The organism is Mesorhizobium sanjuanii, assembly GCF_002529485.1.
Lineage (GTDB): Bacteria > Pseudomonadota > Alphaproteobacteria > Rhizobiales > Rhizobiaceae > Mesorhizobium > Mesorhizobium sanjuanii.
This window is the reverse complement of sequence record NZ_NWQG01000110.1, coordinates 1-17,027: the sequence shown is the minus strand read 5'-3', so window position 1 is coordinate 17,027 and position 17,027 is coordinate 1. Positions and strand designations below refer to the sequence as shown.

General features: G+C 63.5%; 17 protein-coding genes. 8 read left to right on the top strand and 9 right to left on the bottom strand.

What is annotated here, in order from left to right; all coding sequences use genetic code 11:
* Positions 1-24: 24 nt before the first annotated feature.
* From CN311_RS17805 to CN311_RS17785, 5 genes are all read left to right on the top strand, one after another.
* Positions 25-2,094, top strand: a complete 2,070-nt coding sequence (locus CN311_RS17805; RefSeq protein ID WP_097575054.1) for a prolyl oligopeptidase family serine peptidase — start codon at positions 25-27, stop codon at positions 2,092-2,094.
* Positions 2,095-2,126: 32 nt separating this feature from the next.
* The gene (locus CN311_RS17800; protein WP_097575053.1) at positions 2,127-2,249 is read left to right on the top strand and encodes a capsid protein; all 123 of its coding nucleotides are present in this window, start codon (positions 2,127-2,129) and stop codon (positions 2,247-2,249) included.
* A gap of 49 nt (positions 2,250-2,298) precedes the next feature.
* Positions 2,299-3,678 carry an aspartate aminotransferase family protein gene (locus tag CN311_RS17795; RefSeq protein ID WP_097575052.1) on the top strand — a complete coding sequence of 460 codons (1,380 nt, stop codon included), beginning with the start codon at positions 2,299-2,301 and terminating at the stop codon, positions 3,676-3,678.
* Positions 3,679-3,819: 141 nt separating this feature from the next.
* Entirely contained in the window at positions 3,820-4,179 is a 360-nt protein-coding gene (locus tag CN311_RS17790; RefSeq protein ID WP_097575051.1) for a hypothetical protein, read from the top strand.
* Positions 4,180-4,269: 90 nt separating this feature from the next.
* Entirely contained in the window at positions 4,270-4,914 is a 645-nt protein-coding gene (locus tag CN311_RS17785) for a cytochrome c oxidase assembly factor Coa1 family protein (RefSeq protein ID WP_097575050.1), read from the top strand.
* A gap of 274 nt (positions 4,915-5,188) precedes the next feature.
* On the opposite strand, the gene mmsB is transcribed toward CN311_RS17785, so the two are convergent.
* Together mmsB and CN311_RS17770 are read right to left on the bottom strand one after the other, a co-directional pair.
* A complete protein-coding gene (gene mmsB, locus CN311_RS17775) occupies positions 5,189-6,073 on the bottom strand; it encodes a 3-hydroxyisobutyrate dehydrogenase (RefSeq protein WP_097575049.1) in 885 nt (294 codons plus the stop codon).
* 86 nt (positions 6,074-6,159) lie between these two features.
* Complete coding sequence (locus CN311_RS17770) at positions 6,160-7,326, bottom strand: isobutyryl-CoA dehydrogenase (RefSeq protein WP_097575048.1); 1,167 nt, start codon at positions 7,324-7,326, stop codon at positions 6,160-6,162.
* A 134-nt stretch (positions 7,327-7,460) separates the two neighbouring features.
* Between CN311_RS17770 and CN311_RS17765 the strand changes: the two genes are divergently transcribed.
* Complete coding sequence (locus CN311_RS17765) at positions 7,461-8,075, top strand: dimethylsulfonioproprionate lyase family protein (protein WP_097575047.1); 615 nt, start codon at positions 7,461-7,463, stop codon at positions 8,073-8,075.
* Positions 8,076-8,078: 3 nt separating this feature from the next.
* On the top strand, positions 8,079-9,554 hold the full coding sequence (locus CN311_RS17760) for a cobyric acid synthase (protein WP_097575046.1): 1,476 nt from the start codon (positions 8,079-8,081) through the stop codon (positions 9,552-9,554).
* Position 9,555: 1 nt separating this feature from the next.
* On the opposite strand, the gene CN311_RS17755 is transcribed toward CN311_RS17760, so the two are convergent.
* The 3 genes from CN311_RS17755 to CN311_RS17745 all read right to left on the bottom strand — a co-directional run bounded on the left by CN311_RS17755 (position 9,556) and on the right by CN311_RS17745 (position 11,226).
* Positions 9,556-9,975: a VOC family protein gene (locus CN311_RS17755; protein WP_097575062.1), complete on the bottom strand. Its 420-nt coding sequence runs from the start codon at positions 9,973-9,975 to the stop codon at positions 9,556-9,558.
* A 72-nt stretch (positions 9,976-10,047) separates the two neighbouring features.
* Entirely contained in the window at positions 10,048-10,878 is an 831-nt protein-coding gene (locus CN311_RS17750) for a helix-turn-helix domain-containing protein (RefSeq protein ID WP_097575045.1), read from the bottom strand.
* A gap of 177 nt (positions 10,879-11,055) precedes the next feature.
* Entirely contained in the window at positions 11,056-11,226 is a 171-nt protein-coding gene (locus CN311_RS17745) for a hypothetical protein (RefSeq protein WP_097575061.1), read from the bottom strand.
* 174 nt (positions 11,227-11,400) lie between these two features.
* Here CN311_RS17745 and CN311_RS17740 point away from each other — a divergent pair, with 174 nt between their 5' ends.
* Positions 11,401-11,832, top strand: coding sequence for a TerB family tellurite resistance protein (locus CN311_RS17740; RefSeq protein WP_097575044.1), 432 nt, complete (start codon positions 11,401-11,403; stop codon positions 11,830-11,832).
* Positions 11,833-11,908: 76 nt separating this feature from the next.
* On the opposite strand, the gene CN311_RS17735 is transcribed toward CN311_RS17740, so the two are convergent.
* The 4 genes from CN311_RS17735 to CN311_RS17715 form a co-directional block, all read right to left on the bottom strand.
* Positions 11,909-13,531, bottom strand: coding sequence for an ABC transporter ATP-binding protein (locus CN311_RS17735; protein ID WP_097575043.1), 1,623 nt, complete (start codon positions 13,529-13,531; stop codon positions 11,909-11,911).
* Entirely contained in the window at positions 13,528-14,397 is an 870-nt protein-coding gene (locus CN311_RS17730) for an ABC transporter permease (RefSeq protein WP_097575042.1), read from the bottom strand. Before CN311_RS17730 ends, CN311_RS17735 begins: the two co-directional genes overlap by 4 nt.
* Positions 14,394-15,341 (bottom strand): ABC transporter permease, encoded by a 948-nt coding sequence (locus tag CN311_RS17725; RefSeq protein WP_097575041.1) that lies wholly within the window; start codon positions 15,339-15,341, stop codon positions 14,394-14,396. The genes CN311_RS17730 and CN311_RS17725 overlap by 4 nt, the downstream gene beginning before the upstream one ends.
* 253 nt (positions 15,342-15,594) lie before the next feature.
* Positions 15,595-17,027: ABC transporter substrate-binding protein (locus tag CN311_RS17715; protein ID WP_133117210.1), on the bottom strand; the 1,433-nt coding region annotated here is incomplete at its 5' end.

Below are 17,027 nucleotides of genomic sequence, written 5' to 3'. Positions count from 1 at the left end.
CAAGATCACGTATTCGGAGATCATATGACCAAGACGATCAAACAGGCGCAGTCGAATTCGGCCGCCGCCGACCCCTTTCTCTGGCTGGAAGATCGAACCAGCAAGCAAGCGCTCGACTGGGTGCATCGCCAGAATGAAATAACCGTCGGAGAATTGCAGGGCGATCCGTCCTACCGGGCAACGTTCCAGACCGCGCTGGACCTGATGACGGCCGAGGACAATATCGCCGTCGGCGCCGCGATCAACGGTCATGTCTATAATTTCTGGCAGGACAAGACCAATGTTCTTGGCCTCTGGCGGCGCACGACGGTCGCGTCCTACAAGACCGAGAAGCCGGAGTGGGAGACAATCATCGACTTCGACGCGCTGTCGGCGAAAGAGAGTGTGAAATGGGTGTTCGGCGGCGCCAGCCGGCTTTACCCTGACTTCAACCGCTGTCTGCTTTCTATGTCGCCCGACGGCGGCGACGCCAGCGAGATGCGCGAATTCGACATCGAGACCAGGTCGTTTGTCGAGAATGGCTTTCGGGCTCCCGCCTCTAAATCGGGTTTTTCCTGGCTGGACAAGGACACGGTCATCGTCTCGGCTGCCTTCGAGGAGGCGGACAAGACGCAGTCCGGCTATCCCCGCGTGGTCAAGCTCTGGAAGCGCGGCACCGCGCTGGAAGACGCGACGCCGATCTTCGAAGTCGAAAAAGAGGACCTCGCCGCGGGGGCTGCTCTCGAGTTCGATGGCGACAGACGCTATCTGATCCTGGCCCGGACGCTGAATTTCTTCGCCTCGCACATCTTCCTGCGATTGCCTTCCGGCGAGAACAGACGCCTGCCCTTGCCCGACGACATGACCGACAGCGCGATCTTTCGCGACCGGCTTGTCTTCGGCGTGCGCAGCCCGTGGACGACGCCCGACGGCTTAGTGTGCAAACCGGACGGCCTCTATTCGCTGGATCTGGCGCGCTGGGTCGAAACCGGCGCCTTGGGCCCGGTGGAAACCTTGCTCGAGCCGGCGCATCGCGTTTCGATCGCCGGCATTGCCCGCACGCAGGACAGGTTGTTCATCAGCCTGATGGACAATGTGCGCGGCAAGGTTGTCGTCTGCGAACGCAACAACCGCGCCTGGTCGTTGAAGCCTGTGGCGCTGCCGGAGAATGGCAATGTCGGCATCGCCCACGCCGAGCATTTCGGCGCCAGTGTCTCTTTCTCCTTCACCGACTTCCTGACGCCGAGCTCGATCGTCTGGTCGGACGACGATGGCGCGACGCTTGCCACGGTGAAATCCCAGCCGGCGCGTTTCGACGCTTCGCCCTTCATCTCGGAACAGTTCGAGGCGCGCTCGAAGGACGGCACCATGATCCCTTACTTCGTCGTCAGGCGACGCGATCAGGATGGGCCGGTGCCGACGCTGCTTTACGGCTATGGCGGCTTCGAAGTGCCGCTGTTGCCGGGCTATGCCGGCGTGCGCGGCAGGCTGTGGCTGGAGAAGGGCAATGCCTATGTCCAGGCCAATATCCGGGGCGGCGGCGAGTTCGGCCCGAACTGGCACCAGGCGGCGCTCAAGGCCAACCGGCAGAACGCCTTCGACGACTTCGCCGCAGTCGCGCAGGATGTGGTGAAACGCGGCATCGCCACGCCGGCCACGCTCGGCATCCAGGGCGGTTCGAATGGAGGCCTGCTGACGGGCGTTTCGCTGACGCAGCATCCCGAGCTGTTCGGGGCCGTGATCATCGAGGTGCCGTTGCTCGACATGCTGCGCTACACAGAATTGCCGCCCGGCGCCTCCTGGACGGCCGAGTATGGCGATCCGGAGAAACCGGACGAAGCGGCATGGCTCGCCGCCTATTCGCCCTATCAGCATGTCTCGGCCGATGCCGCCTATCCGCCGGTGCTGCTGACGACATCGACCGCCGATGATCGCGTGCATCCCGGCCATGCGCGCAAGATGGCGGCGCGGCTGCAGGCCGCCGGCCACGGCAAGACGTTGTTCTTCGAGGAGACCGAGGGTGGCCATGGCGGGCGCGGCGATCGCCGGCCGCAAGCCGCCCAGGCCGCGATGAAGTATGTCTTCCTGCAAAGGGCACTAAGCGGAACGGCTTGAATCCCGGGCCTCAGCCAGCCTAAGGTGCGCGCATGGCTCGTACGAAGACATCTGGCGCCTTCGGGGTCGCGGTGACGCCGTCACCGCGCACGCTTCGTGCCGAACTGCTCCGTCTGTGCGCCCGCATCGGCTATTCGCCGCCTGGCTGCCTCTGAAGAATCCGCCCCGGCCTTGCCGGATTGATTCAAAGAGGAATGACCTGAGATGACTTACCAGAATTATTCGCTGAAGCAGCTTCAGCAGATCGACGCCGCGCATCATCTGCATCCGTTCACCGACCACAAGGAATTGCGCGAGGCCGGCTCGCGCATCATCACCCACGCCAAGGGACCGTTCATCTACGATGCCGACGGGACGGAAATCCTCGACGGCATGGCCGGGCTGTGGTGCGTCAATGTCGGCTACGGCCGCGACGAGCTGGCCGATGCCGCCTATGCCCAGATGAAGGAGCTGCCCTACTACAATTCCTTCTTCAAATGCTCGACGCCGACGCCGGTGCTGCTCTCCAAGAAGCTGGCGGAACTGGCGCCCAAGGGCGTCAGCCAGGTCATCTATGGCTCCTCTGGTTCGGAGGCCAATGACACGGCGCTAAGGCTCGTGCGCCATTACTGGGCGCTGGAAGGCAGGCCGCAGAAGAACCGCATCATCGCGCGCAAGATGGGCTATCACGGCTCGACGATTGCCGGCACCTCGCTTGGCGGCATGGACCTGATGCACAAGCAGCTTGGCGGCGCGGTTCCCAACATCGTCCATGTGATGATGCCTTATGCCTATGAGTTGGCGCTGCCCGGCGAAAGCGACCATGATTTCGGCCTGCGCGCCGCCAAAGCCGTCGAGGACGCCATCCTCGAATCCGGCGCCGACAAGGTCGCCGCCTTTATTGGCGAGCCGGTGATGGGGGCGGGCGGGGTGAAGATCCCGCCGATGAGTTATTGGCCGGAAGTGCAGCGCATCTGCCGCAAATACGATGTGCTGCTGATGCTGGACGAAGTCATCACCGGCTATGGCCGCACCGGCGAATGGTTCGCGGCGCAGACCTTCGGCATCGAGGCCGACACGATCACCACCGCCAAGGCGCTGACCTCAGGCTACCAGCCGCTGTCGGCGCTGCTGGTCGGCGACCGCATCGCGGCGACCCTGGTGGAGAAGGGCGGCGAGTTCTATCACGGCTACACCTATTCGGGTCACCCCGTGGCCTGCGCCGTGGCGCTGAAGAACCTTGAGATCATGGAACGGGAAGGCCTGGTCGATCGCGTCCGGAACGACACCGGCCCCTATTTCGCCAAGGCGCTGCAGGAGCGCATTGCCGGGCATGATCTGGTCGGCGAGGTGCGTTCGATCGGGCTGATGGGTGCGATCGAGATCGTCAGGGACAAGGCGACCAAGGAGCGCTTCCTTCCCGCGGGCAGCGCTGCGGTAACCGTTCGCGACCATGCGATCGCCCAGGGCATGATGCTGCGTGCCACCGGCGACACGATGATCCTGTCGCCGCCGCTGATCTGGACGCGCGAGACGATCGACATGGCCTGCGAGCGCATCGCAAAGGCGCTGGATCTGGCGCAAGCGGATCTGCGCAAGCGATAGACAAACGAGTATCGGGCGCTCCGCGATGAGGGCGCCCGGCCTCACATGCAGCTTCCACTTCATGCCAGGGAACGAAAAGCCCTCGTCGAACGTAATGTTTGGGGGCCGGCCATACCGGCTGCATTTGGGGTTAGGATCTCGATGAAAAAGACCGGCAAGAGTCGACGGGCGCTGAATGCGGCCGCCATAGGTCACGGACTGATGCTGGCACCGTTGGTGGCGATGATGCGGCTGCCACTGATGGTAGCGGACGCGCAAAATGGCCGAGGCGCCGAGACGATTCGAGCCCTGAATGAGAAGACCATCGCCATGGCCGAGGGTGCGTTTGCGGCGCAATTGGCCTTGCTGCAGTCGGCATCGCGCTTCTGGCCGGAGGTTTTCTCCGGCCGCGCGCCATCGCTGTTCAATGGTATCGCGGCGGAGCGGTCGATTAGCGCCGCGCTGAAGCCGGCCAGCCGTGCGGTAAAGGCCAATTTTCGCCGGTTGTCCTCCAAAAGCTGATCAAGCTCAACGGCGAAGCGAAAACCGATTTACGATTTTCGGGGGCATGGGCTAGAACCCGCTGGAGCAGATTTGCCGACGGGGAACAATATGGCTGGAGAACCGCTTAACGAGCCTGCCGAAATTCCGGCTGAACTCGACCGCTGGAACTGGGGGGCGTTTTTTCTCAATTGGATCTGGGGCATCGGCAACAGTACCTTCGTCGCCCTGCTGGCGCTGATACCGTTCGTCAACATCATCATGATCTTCGTACTCGGCGCGCGTGGCAGCCGCTGGGCTTGGCAGAACCGGACGTGGCGCGACGCCGAGCAGTTCCGCAAGACGCAGCGCAACTGGGCAATCGCCGGGCTTGTCGTCTGGGTGGTCGGGATCGGCGGCTGTGCGACGATGGTCGGTAGCATTCCTTACGTCCTGAAAAGCAGCGACGCCTACCGCATGACAATGGATGCCATCCGCGCCGACGGTCGTGTGAAAGATGCGATCGGCGACGACGTGACCGACAATTTCTGGATCGGCGGCCACCTTAACGTCAATGCGAATGGAGCAGGCGACGCCCAGTTCAGCATTCCGGTTCATGGCGCCAAGGGCAAGGGCACCGCGTTTTCCCACCTGGTCCGCAACGCCGGCACATGGAGCACGCGCTTGCTCGTCGTCAGGGTGGATGGGGTCGATGCGCCCATCGTGCTGACCAATGAAGACCACGTGCCAATTCCGGACGCCGCGATCGGCATATAGATAGGGCAGCGCCATATATGCTGCCGAAACGCAAAAACCGCGCTCCATCGGGAACGCGGCTTTGCCAGATACGCATGGCGTTTCGCTACGAATGGACTTGCGAAACTTACGGGCTCCGGTACGCGAGACCTGATCCGGAGCGCCGGGCGGATATCCGCCTCGCATTCCGTTTTACAGGCACATCGTTACCACCGGGTTAGCGAGAGCTTAAGCAAATCTAAACTTGCGACCCTTGCCGGCCAGAAAATCCAAAAAGCCTTGTGAAGCCAGGAGTTTACGCAGGGGCACCACGGAGGAAATTTACAATGCCGGAAAAATCCGCGCCGGCATGCCCTTGTGCATTGAACAACGCGTAGAGTTGTGCGGCTTCAGCGCCAAGCGGCGTCACCGCGCCGGTGCTTTGCGCTGCCTCCTGCGACAGTTTCAGGTCTTTCAGCATAAGGGCGGCCGCAAATCCCGGCCTGTAGCCGTTGTTGGCGGGCGATGTCGGCACCGGGCCGGGCACCGGGCAATAGGTGGTCAGCGACCAGCACTGGCCCGACGAGGTCGAGGCGACGTCGAACAGCGCCTGATTCGACAGGCCCAGCTTTTCCGCCAGCACGAAGGCTTCGGCGACGCCGATCATCGAAATGCCGAGGATCATGTTGTTGCAGATCTTCGCCGCCTGTCCGGCGCCACCGTCGCCGCAATGGACGATGCGGCCGGCCATCGACTTGAGGATCGGATCGGCTTTGGCAAAGGCATCCTTCGAGCCACCGGCCATGAATGTCAGCGTGCCGGCGGTGGCGCCTACTGTGCCGCCGGAAACCGGCGCGTCGATCGAGAGCAGGCCGTGCTTGCCGGCGATGGCATGGGCCTTTCGCGCCGACTCGACATCGATGGTCGAGGAATCGATGAACAGCGCGCCCTTCTTCGCCTTGGGCGCGATGTCCTCGTAGACCGAGAGCACATGCTTGCCGGCCGGCAGCATGGTGATGACCACATCGGCGTCCTTCACCGCCGCGACGGCATTGGCCATGATGACGACGCCATGGTTGCGCGCAACCGTCAGATTTTCCGGCATCAGGTCGAAACCATGCACCGCATGTCCCGCCTTGACCAGATTGGCGGCCATCGGATTGCCCATGTTGCCGAGGCCGATGAAGGCGATGGTGGTCATAATGGCGCTCCGTGCGGTTGAGTAGTAAGTAGCTAGCGGTATGGCCGATATGGTTGATTATCACCATTCACTACTCACTAAATTCACTATCGGCCGATCAGCGCGCGGGCGATGATGACGCGCATGATCTCGTTGGTGCCTTCGAGGATCTGGTGGACGCGCAGATCCCGCACCAGCTTCTCGATGCCGTAATCGTGCAGATAGCCGTAGCCGCCATGCAGTTGCAGCGCGTCGTTGGCGACATTGAAGCCGATGTCGGTGACAAAGCGCTTGGCCATCGCCGACCATTTCCCGGAGTCCGGCGCCTTGCGGTCGAGTTTTGCGGCCGCTGCATAGAGGAAGATGCGCGCGGCCTGCAACTCGGTCTCCATGTCGGCGAGCTTGAACTGCAGCGCCTGGAACTGGTTGATCTTGGAGCCGAAAGCCTTGCGCTCGGCCGTGTAGGAAAGCGCCTTGTCGAGTGCCGATTGGGCGCCGCCCAGCGAACAGGCGGCGATGTTGAGGCGGCCGCCGTCGAGCCCGGCCATGGCTATGGCAAACCCGGCGCCTTCGGTCGAGAGCAGATTCTGCACTGGCACCTTGCAGTCCTCGAAGATGACCTGCCGGGTCGACTGCATGTGCCAGCCCATCTTGTGCTCGTTGGCGCCGAAGGAGAGGCCGGGCGCATCCTTCGGCACGACGAAGGTGGAAATGCCCTTCGGCCCGTCGGCGCCAGTGCGCGCCATGACGACATAGAGATCGCTATCGCCGGCGCCGGAGATGAACTGCTTGGCGCCGTTCAGCACATAGTCGCTGCCGCTCTTCACCGCGCGTGTTTTCAGCGCCGCGGCGTCCGATCCCGAGCCCGGTTCGGTCAGGCAATAGCTCGCCAGCCATTCCATCGAGGTCAGCTTCGGCAGGAAGCGCTGGCGCTGTTCCTCGCTGCCGAAGCGGTCGATCATCGAGGCCACCATGTTGTGGATCGAGATGAAGGAGGAAAAGGCGGGATCGGCGCGAGAAAGCGCTTCGAAGATCAGCACCGCGTCCAGCCGGCCGAGCGCCGAGCCGCCGACATCGTCCCTGACATAGATGCCGCCGAAGCCGAGCGGGCCGGTCTCGCGGATCACATCCGCCGGGAAATGCTTGTTGCGGTCCCAGTCGAGCGCATTGGGCGCGACACGGTCGGCTGCGAAAGCCGCAGCCATCTCCTGGATGGCGCGCTGGTCCTCGTTGAGTTCGAACTGGCTGGTGCTCGCATCGACCGCGGCGTCCATGGCGTGCTCCCTGGGTTGGCTTGCTGGCCTGTTGTTTTTGGCTTTGCGCGCGCACCAATCTAGACCAATGATGCCGCCGCGCAACCCGACGCTTCGCGGAACGGCTGTGCGCGAATGCTTGTCCGGAGCGTGATGTGTCGACGAATTCAAAAGAACTGCTTGAGCATTTCCGAACCTATCTCGAAACGTTCGAGCAGGCGCTGGTGCGCGATGCGGTGGCCGGGATCGGCTGGGATATGCCCGCTCGTCCGCTCGAGCCGCACGGCCTGCCTTGCCTTGGCTATCTCGATCGCGTCGCCGAACTTGCGCCGCCGACAGCCCGACCCCTGGCGCGGTTTCTTGCGGCGCACCGCAATGAGCTACGCTGGGGCCAGACCTACAGCGCGGCCGATTTCGGCGCGGAATTCCTGACCAGATATGGCTGGCTGGAGGTCTTCGGCACGCGCGGTCCCTTCGTCAATGACGAGGTCGCGGCCGGCCTGCTGATCCTCGGACCTGACATCGTCTATCCCGACCACCACCATATCGCCGAGGAGATCTACATTCCGCTGACCGGCGGGACGGAATGGCACAAGGGCGACAGCGGCTTTCATGTTCGGGAGGCGGGCGAGGTGATCCACCATGCCTCCAACGTCAATCACGCCATGCGAACGGCCAAGGAGCCGCTGCTGGCGCTGTACATCTGGCGTGGCGGACCACTGGCGCAGAAATCGACCATTCCCGGCACAGTGGCGCAGGGCAGGGGCTGAGCCATGGCCAAGGCGATCATGCTGCAAGGTACGGGCTCCGATGTCGGCAAGACGGTGCTGGTCGCGGGTCTCTGCCGTGCGGCGAAGAAACGAGGCCTGAAGGTGCGGCCGTTCAAGCCGCAGAACATGTCGAACAATGCCGCCGTCGCCGACATTCCTGGCGACAACAATGCCGGCGGCGGCGAGATCGGCCGGGCGCAATGGCTGCAGGCGATCGCCTGTGGCGTTGCGCCCTCGGTCCACATGAACCCGGTGCTGCTCAAGCCGCAGACCGATGTCGGCGCGCAAGTTGTCGTGCAGGGCAAGGTGTTCGGCGAGGCGAGGGCGCGTGACTACCAGGCGCTGAAGGGCCGGCTGATGGATGCCGTGCTGGACTCCTGGGCGAAGGTCGGCGAGGGCGCCGACCTCGTCATCGTCGAGGGCGCGGGATCGCCGGCCGAGATCAATCTCAGGGATCGAGACATTGCCAATATGGGCTTTGCCACGCGCGCCAACGTGCCGGTGGTGCTGGTTGGCGATATCGATCGCGGTGGCGTCATCGCCTCGGTCGCCGGCACGCATCTGATCCTGCCGGAGGCGGACCGGCGCATGATCGCCGGCTATCTCATCAACAAATTCCGCGGCGATGTCTCGCTGTTCGAGGACGGCATCAAGGCGATCGAAAAATTCACGGGATGGCGCTGCTTCGGCGTCGTGCCTTGGCTCAAGGCGGCGGCGCGGCTGCCGTCGGAGGATTCGGTCGTGCTCGAACGGCTGGCCTCCGGCGAGAAACGGGCGCTGAAGGTAGCGGTGCCGATGCTCGGCCGCATCGCCAACTTTGACGATCTCGACCCGCTCAAGGCCGAACCGCAGGTCGAGGTGGTCTTCGTGCCGCCGGGAAAGACGCTGCCGCAGGATGCCGGGCTGGTGGTCATCCCCGGCTCGAAATCGACGATCGCCGATCTCCTGAAATTCCGCGAGAACGGCTGGGATCGCGACCTTGTCGCCCATCGCAAGCGCGGCGGCCATATTGTCGGCATCTGCGGCGGCTTCCAGATGCTGGGCAAAATCGTGCGCGATCCCGACGGCATCGAAGGCAGCGTCACCGAGGCGGAAGGTCTAGGACTGCTCGACATCGAAACGGTGATGGAGCCGGAAAAGACCGTGCGCAATGTCAGCGCGCGCTCGGTTCAGTACGACCTGCCGCTCGAAGGCTACGAAATCCATCTCGGCCGCACCACCGGACCGGACATGGCGCGGCCCTCCGCAATCATCAATGGCGTCAACGATGGCGCGGTTTCCGTCGACGGCAAGGTATCAGGCACTTACCTGCACGGGCTGTTTTCCGCCGACGCCTTCCGGGCAAAACTCCTGGAGAGCCTTGGCGTCAAGGGCGGCGGTATCGACTATCGCGCCGAGGTCGAACGGGCGCTGGACGAGGTCGCGGCCGAGCTGGAAACCCACCTCGACTGTGACGCGATTTTTGGGTTGGCCCGCTGATTCAGACCTTCTCGCCGGCCTTCGGCCAGTAGGTGCCGAACGACCAGACATTGCCCTCGGGATCGCGGCAGATGAATTCGCGGCTGCCATAATCGCGGTCGACAAGTTCCTCCAGGATTTCGGTGCCGGCGTTCTTGGCACGCTTATAGGCTGCGTCGGCGTCCGCGACGGCGACGTAGATTGATTTGCCGCCACCCTGGCCTGGCGCTCCGACCATCTGGCCGAATTTGTCGTCCCGCGCGGTGCTTAGCATGATCATCGAGGAGCCGAATGTCAGTTCGGCGTGTTGGATGACGTCGCCTTCGCCGTAGCGGGCACGAACGGCAAAGCCGAAGGCCTCGCCCAGCCAGTCGATCATTTTGGCGGCATTCCTGTAGCGCAGGGTGGGATAGAGCCGGGGCGCTTCGATTGCTGTGGGCATGACGGTCTCCTTCAATCGGGTTGTTGGATGACCCAATCTGAGGGAAGGCTGCTCCGGCGTCTTGAAGAAATGTTACCTGACCGCGAGCGCCGTCGGCGTTTGCCCGGCAAGGTCGCGGAATTCGCGCACCAGATGCGACTGGTCGGCGTAGCCGCAATCGGCGGCGATGTCGGCCCAATCGCCTTTGTCCTGCCGCGAAAGACCGAGGGCCCGGTTGAAGCGGACGATGCGCGACAACGTCTTGGGGCCGACGCCGATGGCGTCGGAGAATTTTGCCGAGAGATGCTTGCGGCTCCAGCCCAGCCTGCCGGCAAGAGAGGAGACGCGAAATCGGCCGCCCGACACGACGATCCGGTCGTAGGCCCAGGTGATTTCAGCCGGCGGCTCCCGGGCTTCGGCCAGCCGTGCGGCGACGAAGGCTTCCGCCATGTCGAAGCGGCTGCTCCAGTCCTCGGCGTTGCCGAGCTTTTCACGCAGGGGGGTGCCTTCGACACCGAGCACATCGTCAAGACCGACCATGCGGTCGGTCAGTTCGCTCATCGGCTGGCCGAAGAAGCGGCGGGCGCCAAGCGGCGTAAAATTGATCTGGACACAGCAGGCGCCGCCGAAGGACTCGATCACCACCGGACCAGCATAGAGGCCAGCGGCGAAACTGGCGAAGCGGTCATTGTCGCCGGGGTTCCTGCCCAGACCGATGGCGAAGGGTTCGGCGAAGCTGATGACCAGCGGCACGGTCAGCGAGGCGTATTCGACATTGCGGAAACGGCCGGGCATGGTTTCGCGATAGGAGCAGATGTCGCTCACCATGCCCCGAAGCGAAGGGCCTGGCACACGCCGCGCCATCTCGAACCGACCGAGATCGGGACCAGTGGGGCGGTTGCCGTCTTCGGTCTGGGCGGGCATTGGCTTTCCTTCCGCCCAGCGACTTTAACAGACCGTCGCATAGAATCAAAAGCGCCCGGCTTTTGACCGGGCGCTCCGAGTTGCCTGAGATTTTAGTGCTGGAGCGGATCCCGCTCCAGCCATTGTCTTAGCCGCATTTGTGCAACGCCAAGTGGTTCCACTTGGCTGCAAAATGCTCTAGGCGCCGCGCATCAAGCAACCTGCGGCAAGCACGATGTAGCCGATGAGGACAATCCACACCGCGGCCAAAGGAATGAACGCAAGAACGCCAAGAGCGGCGAGAACGCCGATAATGGCGATGACAAGGGAAATGATGAAAATCAACTGAGTAGGTGCACTGAGATTCATGTGTGGCTCCTCCAACATGATTCGTACACCCGCAGTCTATCAGGCCCGCAACCATACACCAGTCAGCCTCGCCATGGGTTCCGCCGGCAGTTCCACCGCGATTGGCACCTGTTAACCCGTTTGCACAAAGCCGATTCCGCGCTACGTATTCGCGACGAACCTAAGGGGAACTCCATGGCATTCGCTTTGCTGGACCAGATACGCTCGATCTTCGATGGCGACCCCGGAGTGCGCAAGGTCGCGGACGACCCTGTACTGTCGGCGGAATTGCTGATGCTGTTCCGCATGATCCTGGCCGACGGAACCGTCAGCGAGAGCGAGATGGTCGCCTTCAGGCGCATCTGCCGGGAAGCCTTCGGCATTCCGGAATCGAGCATTGACAGCGTCATCGAATATCTCAACGAGTTTGGTTACGAGACCAACGGCTCGCAGGCCATCGCTGAGTTTCGCGACCTCGACATCGAGCGGCGCAAGCTGCTCGCCCGCCACATGGCGGAAATCGCCAAAGCCGATTCGCAATTGGCCGAGACCGAGGTGCGCTTGTTGCGCCGTACGCTCGACCTGCTCGACATCAGTCCGGTCGATGTGGTGAAGCCGGAAGAATAAATCGACCCTCCCGCGTCCCGGCGTTCGCGCCCTTTCATCGTGCCACTGGCACGATGAAAGGGCGCGAACCGGCCGCTCACCCCTGTTCTTGCAGCCGCCGCGCGATCGCCCGGTGCAGGTCGGGAGCCGTGGCGACCAACGCCTTGGCTGCCTCGGATTGCGGGTGGTCGAGCACCTCGCTCGTCTTGCCGCGCTCGACGATCCGACCGTCATGCATAACCATCACTTCGTCTGATATGGCGCGGGCGACGATCAGATCGTGGGTGATGAACAGATAGGCGATGCCGAGCTTCTGGTTGAGCTCGGCGAAGAGGTCGAGGATCTGGGCACGGATCGAGACGTCGAGCGCCGAGACCGGCTCGTCGGCGACGACCAGTTTCGGGCGGGTGATGATGGCGCGGGCGATCGACAGGCGCTGGCGCTGGCCGCCCGAAAACTCATGCGGGTATTTGTCCATGTCGCGCGGGCTGAGGCCGACCTCGTGCAAGGCGTTTGCCACCATCTCGCGCCGTTCGGCATTGTCCGGCTTCTTCTCCAGCACATGCAGCGGTTCGGCGATCAGCCTTTCGACCTTCTGGCGCGGGTCGAAGGAGCCGTAAGGATCCTGGAACACCACCTGCATGTCGCGTCGCGCCGGCTTGAGCTCCGTCTCGGTCTTGCCGGTGATATCTTGCCCGCGAAGCCGGATTGTTCCCGATGTCGGTTCGTCCAGGGCCAGGATCATGCGGGCGAGCGTGGACTTGCCGCAGCCGGAACGCCCGACCAGCGCCACGGACTGGCCCGGGGCCATCGAGAACGAGACATTGTCGACAGCACGGGTCGGGGCGGTGCGTTTGAACAGCGATGTGCGCCGGCCGGGATAGTCCCGCGTCACACTGTCTACCTGGAGCAGAGGCTTGCCTTGGCCGGCCTCGTGTGTCCTGGCCCGGGCGGGTACATGCATCGAGGCCTGCGCCAGTTGGCGCGTGTAGGGATGGAACTGTTCGGACAGCGTGCGGGCGGTGTCGCCGGCCTCCATCACCTCACCATGGCGCAGGATGGTGATGCGGTCCGCCATCTCGGTGACTACCGCCAGGTCGTGGGAGATCAAGAGCAGGCCCATGCGGTTTTCCGCGACCAGATCGCGCAGCAGGTCGAGGATCTGCGCCTGCAGCACAACGTCGAGCGCCGTTGTCGGCTCGTCGGCGATCAAAAGCTTGGGCTTCAGCGCGCAGGCGATGGCGATGACGACGCGTTGGCGCTGGCCGCCGGACAGTTCGTGCGGATAGCGCGACAGCGGGAATTGCGCTGAGGGCAGGCCGACCCGGTCGAGCATTTTTCGCGCCCGTTCCTCGGCGTCGGCGCGGCTCGCCCCGGTGTGCCAGCGAATGCCCTCGGCGACCTGCTCACCAATGGTCTTGACCGGGTTGAGCGCCGTCATCGGCTCCTGGAACACCATGCCGATGTCGTCGCCGCGCAGTGCGCACATCTGGTCTTCGCTGGCCGCGAGGATATCGATGCCGTCGAAGGCGACGCGGCCGGTGGCGCGTGCCGCATAAGGCAGAAGCTGCATCACGGTGAGCGCCGTGATCGACTTGCCCGAGCCGGATTCGCCGACCAGCCCCATTACCTCGCCAGGCGCGATGGACAACTCGATGTTCCTCAGGATCGGCGTGTCGCCGATGGTCAGCGACAGGCTCTCGATTTCGAGCAGGCTCATCGCCGCCGCCGTGACCGTGGATCGAGGATATCGGCGATGCCGTCGCCGAGCAGGTTGAGGCCGAGCACGGTGATGACGATCGCCATGCCCGGGAAGATCGCCATCCACGGCGCCACCACCATGCGGGTCTGCGCGTCGAACAGCATGCGGCCCCAGCTCGGCATCGGCGGCTGCGTGCCCAGCCCGACATAGGAAAGCCCGGCCTCGGCCAGGATGCCGAGCGCGAACTGGATGGTGCCTTGCACCAGCAGCAGAGTGACGATGTTGGGGAGGACATGTTCCAGCGTGATCAGTGTCTTGCCCTTGCCGGCGGCACGCGCGGCGAGGATGAATTCGCGCGGCCAGATGGCGAGCGCGCCAGCGCGGGCGACCCGGGCGAAGACCGGGATGTTGAAGATGCCGATGGCGATGATGGCGTTGATCGCACCCGGCCCGAAGATGGCGGTGATCATGATCGCCGAGAGCAGAGCAGGGAAGGCAAAGACGAGATCGTTGAGCCGCATCAGCGCTTCGTCGACGAGGCCGCCGCGCGCCGCGGCAAAGGCGCCGAGCGGCACGCCGATGCCCATGCCGATGCCGACCGCTACAAGTGCCACGGCGATCGAGTTGCGGGCGCCGACCATGATCATCGACAGGATGTCGCGGCCGAAATGGTCGGTGCCGAACCAGTGTGCCAGGGAAGGCGCTTGCGTCTTGTCGGCGATGACCAGCCTGGTGACGTCGTAGGGCGTCCATAAGAACGAGACGAGCGCGACCGCCGCCACCAGCGCGGCGATGACGAAGCCGGCGAGGAACGATCGATTCCCAAACGCCTTGGCCAGAATGCTGGCAAGGTTTTCCTCGGGGACGTCGAAGCGCAGCGTCATGGCCGGCTTCTCAGGCGTGGATCGACGACCGCATAGGAGAGATCGACGAGAAGGTTGACGGCGATAACGGCGGCGACCAGCAGCATGACGACGCTTTCGACGACGATCAGGTCGCGCTGGGTGATCGCCTGGAACACCAGCCGGCCGAGGCCGGGGAGGTAAAAGACGTTCTCGATGATGATGGTGCCGGCAAGCAGGAAGGCGAATTGCAGGCCCAGAATGGTCAGCACCGGGATCATGGCGTTGCGCAGCGCGTGGCGCCATAGCACGGCGCGATAGGGCAGGCCCTTGGCGCGCGCGGTACGGATGTAGTCTTCGTTCAGCACTTCGATCAGCGCCGAGCGGGTGACGCGGGCGAGGATCGCCGCCTGCGGCAGAGCGAGCGCGATCGCCGGCAAGACCAGCGCCTTCAGCGCCGGCCAGACGCCGGCGCCCCAGCCCGGAAAACCGCCCGCCGGCACCAGTCTCAGCCAGACGGCAAAGAGATAGATCAGCATCAGCGCGAACCAGAAGTTCGGCACGGCGACGCCAAGCTGCGCGGCGCCCATCGCGACTGTGTCGCCGGCCCGTCCATGCCGGCCGGCCGAAAACAATCCGACCGGAATGGCAATAAGGGTGGACAGCGCCAGCGCGATCAGCGCCAGTGGCAGGGACACGACGACGCGCTCGCGGACAAGGTCGATAACCGGCACCGAATAGGTGTAGGAGCGGCCGAAATCGAGGCTCAGCAAGCCGCCTGCCCAGTGCAGATAGCGCAAGGCGAGGGGGGCGTCGAGGCCCATCTGGTTGCGCAGCAGCTCGACCTGATCGGCGCTGGCATTCATGCCCAGCATCAGCCGCGCCGGGTCGCCCGGGATGATCTCCAGCACGGCGAAAACCACCATGGAGGCCAGGACCAGCGTGGCGATGGCGATGGCGAGGCGTTTTAGGAGATAGGCGGTCATGGGGGGAGGACCGCAGGTCCGCCTGGCACGGCACCTGGATGAAGGTCGCGTTCCCGCCAACCCCCCTCTGTCCTGCCGGACATCTCCCCCTCAAGGGGGGAGATTGAGCCCTCATCGCTGCTTTCGCTAACCACCAGAGTTGCAAGGATAGCGCCGGCGGGGAAACTGCCAATCTCCCCCCTTGAGGGGGAGATGTCCGGCAGGACAGAGGGGGGCGCGACGGAGTGCAAGTTTCGCCTTTCTGTCAGCGGCCTCAATCCGTCCACTTCACCTTGGTCAGATCGTTGGCCTGGATCGGCGCGTTTTCCCACAGACCTTGCAGCTTGGCGTCCCAGACACCGACTTTCGGCAGCTCGTAGAGGAAGCCGACCACCGCATCGTCGGCCAGGATCTTCTGCGCCTCGCCAAGCAGCGTCTTGCGTTTGGCCTCGTCGGAGGTGAGGTTCAACTCCGCGATGATCTTGTCGAAGGCCGGGTTGTCGTAATTGAAGTAATAGTCCTTGCGCGAATAGATATCGATGTCGTTGGGCTCGGTGTGGGAGACGATGGTCAGGTCGTAATCCTTCTTGGTGAATACCTGATCCAGCCATTGCGCCCATTCGACCGGAATGATCTCCAGATCGATACCGACATCGCGAAGCTGCGAGGCGATGATCTCGCCGCCAAGCCGTGCATAGGAGGGCGGCGGCAGCTTCAGCGTCGCCTTGAAGCCATTCTCCAGGCCGGCCTCCTTCAACAATTCCTTGGCCTTGGCCACATTGTGCGGATAGAGGCCGGTGAGGTCGACATAGTCCTTGCTGGCGGGTGACATATGCGAGCCGATCGGCACACCAAGGCCGGCCGAAGCGCCGTCGATGATCGCCTTGCGGTCGAGTGCAAAGGAAATCGCCTGCCTGACCTGCAGCTTGTCGAAAGGCGGCTTCTTGTTGTTGATCGCAAGGATGGTCTCACCCTCCGTGGCGCCGATCACCACCTTAAAGCGGGGGTCGCCCTGGACCTGAGCGACGCTATCGGGGTCGAAGAAAGGGAAGGCCTGGATGTCGCCGGAAAGCAGTGCCGGCACGGCAGCGGCGGCATCCGGGACGATGCGGAACTCGGCCTTGTCGAGCGCTACGGGCGTGCCCCAGTAGTTGTCTGATTTGACCAGCGTGATCGACGAACCCTTGGCCCAGCTCTGGAACTTGAAGGGCCCGGTGCCGATGGGTTTTTCCTTGTTGGTGTCGGCTGATTCCGGCGCCACGATCACCGCGTCGCCCCAGCCCATATTGTAGAGGAAGGAGCCTTGCGGGTTCTTCAGCGTGACCTTGACTGTTGCGGGGTCGATCACCTCGACCTTGTCGATGGCGGCGAACAGGCCCTTTTGCGCGTTGACCGAGTTGTCGGCGCGGGCACGGTCCAGCGAGAACTTCACGTCGTCGGCGTTGAAGTCGGTGCCGTCATGGAATTTCACGCCGGTGTGCAGCTTGAAAGTATAGACCTTGCCGTCATCGGAAATGGCCCAGCTTTCGGCGAGATCGGGCAGCACCTCGCCATTGGGGCCGATGCGGGTCAGGCCTTCGAACACATTGGCGTAAAGCACTTCGTCGATCGCGGCCGCGGCCCCGGCTGTCGGATCGAGATGCGGCGGTTCCAGCGGAATGCCGATGACGAGGTCGGTCCGCGCTGCAAACGCAGAGGTTCCAGTGG